Annotated in this window: 3 protein-coding genes and 1 pseudogene; 2 read left to right on the top strand and 2 right to left on the bottom strand. The window is 75.4% G+C overall.

Translation table 11 applies throughout. From position 1 onward, the window contains the following. Positions 1–23 precede the first annotated feature (23 nt). Positions 24–1,334 (bottom strand): FAD-dependent monooxygenase, encoded by a 1,311-nt coding sequence (locus ACWJ6R_RS32010; protein WP_449065797.1) that lies wholly within the window; start codon positions 1,332–1,334, stop codon positions 24–26. After that, a complete protein-coding gene (locus ACWJ6R_RS32005) occupies positions 1,334–1,645 on the bottom strand; it encodes an FAD-dependent oxidoreductase (RefSeq protein WP_449065796.1) in 312 nt (103 codons plus the stop codon). The genes ACWJ6R_RS32010 and ACWJ6R_RS32005 overlap by 1 nt, the downstream gene beginning before the upstream one ends. 121 nt (positions 1,646–1,766) lie before the next feature. Between ACWJ6R_RS32005 and ACWJ6R_RS32000 the strand changes: the two are divergent. Further along, positions 1,767–3,388, top strand: a pseudogene (locus ACWJ6R_RS32000) (CocE/NonD family hydrolase). 86 nt (positions 3,389–3,474) lie between these two features. Continuing rightward, the coding region (locus tag ACWJ6R_RS31995; RefSeq protein ID WP_449065795.1) for a helix-turn-helix transcriptional regulator at positions 3,475–3,821 on the top strand (347 nt) is incomplete at its 3' end.

Below are 3,821 nucleotides of genomic sequence, written 5' to 3'. Positions count from 1 at the left end.
CGCGCCGCGCCGGACGGGCCGCGTCAGACGGACGGCCCGCCCAGCCGCACGTCCAGGTCGTCCTCGGCGCCCCGCAGGTCGCGGCCCCGGTAGCCCACGTGACGGTCGGGCCGGATGACGTAGACCGATCCCGGCTCCGCGGCGTAGCGGCGGTGCAGCAGGCCGTCGGGGTCGGACAGGTCGCCCGTGCCGTCCGGGGCGACCACCCGTGCGACCAGCCGCGGGCCGTACCGGCCCTCCAGCTCCCGCGCCGAACGCAGCAGCGGTCCCGCCGGGGAACCCGCGGTGAAGAGCAGGGCGGTGTGGTGCGTGCCGCGCAGCACCTCGTGGAGCCGGCGCACGCCCTCGCCCCGGACCGGGGCGTCCCAGGCCCGGCCGCCGGGGCCGGGCCCTCCGTGCCACCGTCCGTCCTGGCCGGAGATCGGGCTGCCCGGGTAGCCGACCCTCAGCTGGGAGATGGCGCCCACGAGCGTGCGTCGGGGCAGCGGGCGCTCCAGCACCGCGGGGGCCAGGTGCCGGAGCAGGTGCCGCCGCACGAACCTAGCGGCGGCGGAGGCCGCGACCGCCAGGCCGAAGGCCCGGTCGGTGGTGCGCAGCAGCGCGGCTCCCACCGGGTGGCGCTCGGCGTGGTAGGTGTCGAGCAGGCCGTCCGGCGCTCCGGTGGCGGCCAGGGCCAGTTTCCAGGCGAGGTTGTAGGCGTCCTGGACGCCGGTGTTCATGCCCTGGCCTCCCGCCGGGCTGTGGATGTGGGCCGCGTCCCCGGCCAGGAACGCCCGCCCGGACCGGTAGCGGCGCACCCCGCGGCGGTGCAGGCGGTAGCGCGAGACCCAGCTCGCCTCGATGATCCTGGCGGGGACCGGGAGCCGCTCGTCCAGGAGGCGCTGGAAGTCCGCCAGGGTGGGGTCCCCCCGGCCAGAGTCCCCGTGGCCGGGCGGGACGTCGCCGAAGACGCGGAAGCGGTGCTCGCCCGGCATGGACCAGGCGGCGAGGATGCCGCTGTCCTCGAAGAGCGGGGCGCCGCCCGGGAAGAGGTAGAGCTCGCCGTCGGGGAGTTCCCAGTCCAGCCGGGCGTCGGCCATGATGAACTCCCGGCCGTAGGTGACGCCCTCGAAGGCGATGCCCGCCTGCTCCCGGACCGTGCTGTGCGCGCCGTCGCAGCCGGCGATCCAGCGGGCGGCGGCCCGCTCCACCCGCCGGTCCGGGTGGCGCAGCAGGGCGACCACCCCGTCGCCGTCCTGCCGGTAGGACTCCAGGGTGACGCCGCGCTCGACCTGCACGCCCAGACCGGCGAGGTGCCGGGTGAGCAGCGCCTCGGTCCGGTCCTGGGGCAGCATCAGCGGCCGCGGGTAGGCGGTGTCCAGCTCGGGCGAGCCGACAGGTCGGCGTCGAAGCGGAGCCGCACCGGCCGGGGGCCGGGGAAGACCGCGGTGAAGGCGTCGACCTGCCGGCCCTCGGCCAGCGCCTCCGCCGCGATTCCCATGTCGTCGAAGACCTCCAGCGTGCGGGGCTGGACGACGAGCGCCCGGGAGGTCGCCGGGGGTTCGGGGGCGCGCTCGACCACGCGCGGCGCCAGGCCGTGGCGGGCCAGCTCCGCCGCCAGGGTGAGGCCGGTGGGGCCGGCGCCGACCACCAGGACGTCGGTCATGACATCAGAATAATTCATCGATCAGTGAAATAAAAGCATGCGACATGTCTTGCCGATTCGCACTCCCAGGCGCGAGCTTTGTTCTATTACCAGCGGGTAAGAAACGGGATGAGGAGGACATATGGTTACGACATGGCCGAGTTGGCCGGGCCGGTCCGCCAGGCCTCAGATCGCGCATCGGGTGACGGTCCAGCGCGACCTCCCGGTTCCGATGCCGGACGGGGTGGTCCTGCTCGCCGACCGCTACGTCCCCCGCGGAGCCTCCCGGCCGCCCACCATCCTGATCCGTTCACCGTACGGCCGGCGCGGCATGTTCGGGCTCATGTACGGCCGGGCCTTCGCCCGCCGGGGCTTCCAGGTGGTCATGCAGAGCTGCCGGGGGAGCTTCGGCTCCGGCGGCCTGCCCAGCCCGCTCGACGAGCACGACGACGGGCTGGCCACCCTCGCCTGGCTGCGCCGGCAGCCTGGTACGGCGGGAGCCTGGCGATGCACGGCCCCTCCTACCTCGGTTACGCCCAGTGGGCGATCGCCGCGGAGGCCGGTCCCGACCTGAAGGCCATGGCCACCTCGGTGACCGCCTCGCAGTTCCGGGACGCCGCCTACGTGGGCGGCGCGTTCGCGCTGGAGTCGTCGCTGATCTGGACCACGCTGACCGCCTCGATCGACAGCCCCTTCGGCGCGCTGACGGCCCCGCGCCGGACCCGGCGGGCGGCGCTGTCGGGGCGCCCGCTGGCGGAGCTGGACGTGCTGTCGGCGGGCCGGGCCGTACCCTTCTTCCAGGACCTGCTGACCCACCACGCCGACCCGGCCGCCTACTGGGGCAGGCGCGACTTCTCCGCCTCGGTGGGCGAGGTGGAGGCCGCGGTCACCATGGTCGGCGGCTGGTACGACATCTTCCTGCCCTGGCAGGTGAAGGACTACCTGGCGATGCGGGCCGCCGGACGGAGGCCGCAGCTGACCATCGGCCCGTGGTACCACGCGGACGTGCGGCAGACCCGGGCGGCCAACGCCGACGCGCTGTCGTGGTTCCGGGCCCACCTCATGGGAGACCTGTCGGGCCTGCGGGAGCAGCCGGTCCGGCTCTTCGTCACCGGCGCGGACGAGTGGCGCGACCACCCCGACTGGCCGGTGCCGGGCATGCGCCCGCAGCGCTGGCACCTGCGGCCCGGCGCCGGGCTGGATCCCGGCAACCCGGAGGAGTCCGAACCGGACCGCTACCGCTACGATCCGGCGCACCCCACTCCGGCGCTGGGCGGCCCGGTGCTGCTGGGCAACTCCGAACCGCGCGACAACCGGCGCCTGGAGGCCCGGCGCGACGTGCTCGTCTACACCGGCCCCGAGCTGCGCGAGGACACCGAGATGATCGGCCCCGTCTCCGCCGAGCTGTACCTGCGCTCCAGCACCGGGCACACCGACGTCGTGGTCCGGGTCTGCGACGTGCACCCCGGCGGCGCGTCCTACAACGTGTGCGAGGGGGTGCGGCGGCTCACCCCCGGAGACCCGGCGCCCGACGCCGACGGCGTCCGCCGGGTCGAGGTGGACCTGTGGCCGATCGGCCACCGCTTCCGCCGCGGCCACCGCATCCGGGTGCACGTGGCGAGCGGCGCCTACCCCCGTGTCGCCCGCAACCTCGGCACCGGCGACCCCCTGGGAACCGGCAGCGCCATGGTGGTCGCCGACCAGGAGGTCTTCCACGACCCGTCCCGCCCCTCGGCGGTCGTCCTGCCCCTCGTCCCCCGCTGAACCTCGTCCCCGCCGGGCCGTACCCTCGCGGGCCCGATCCGGCGGGGACCGGTGTGGGGCGCGGGACAGGGGGCTAGGGTCGGCGGGTGCGTGCGGCCAGACTGATGTCGTTGGTGCTGCTCCTGCAGTCGCGCGGCGGGATGACCGCGGCCGAACTGGCCCGGGAGCTGGAGGTGTCCGAGCGGACCGTGCACCGGGACATGCTCGCGCTGTCCGAGGCGGGCATCCCGGTCTACGCCGACCGGGGGCGCGGCGGAGGCTACCGGCTGCTGGACGGCTACCGCACCCGCCTCACCGGCCTGGACCGGGCCGAGGCCGAGGCCCTGTTCCTGTCCGGCGTCCCGGAGGCGCTGCGGGAGATGGGCCTGGGCGAGGTCGCGGCCGCCGCCAGGCTCAAGGCGTCCGCGGCGCTCTCCCCCGGCCCTGCGCGACG

It is taken from the genome of Planomonospora algeriensis (assembly GCF_977012225.1).
The sequence above is the reverse complement of the archived record's forward strand: the minus strand, read 5'-3'. Positions and strand labels throughout refer to the sequence as shown.

Coding starts and splice junctions, on each gene's coding strand:
- ACWJ6R_RS32010 (WP_449065797.1), bottom strand. CDS start 1,334: ATGCTGCCCCAGGACCGGACCGAGGCGCTGCTCACCCGGCACCTCGCC.
- ACWJ6R_RS32005 (WP_449065796.1), bottom strand. CDS start 1,645: ATGACCGACGTCCTGGTGGTCGGCGCCGGCCCCACCGGCCTCACCCTG.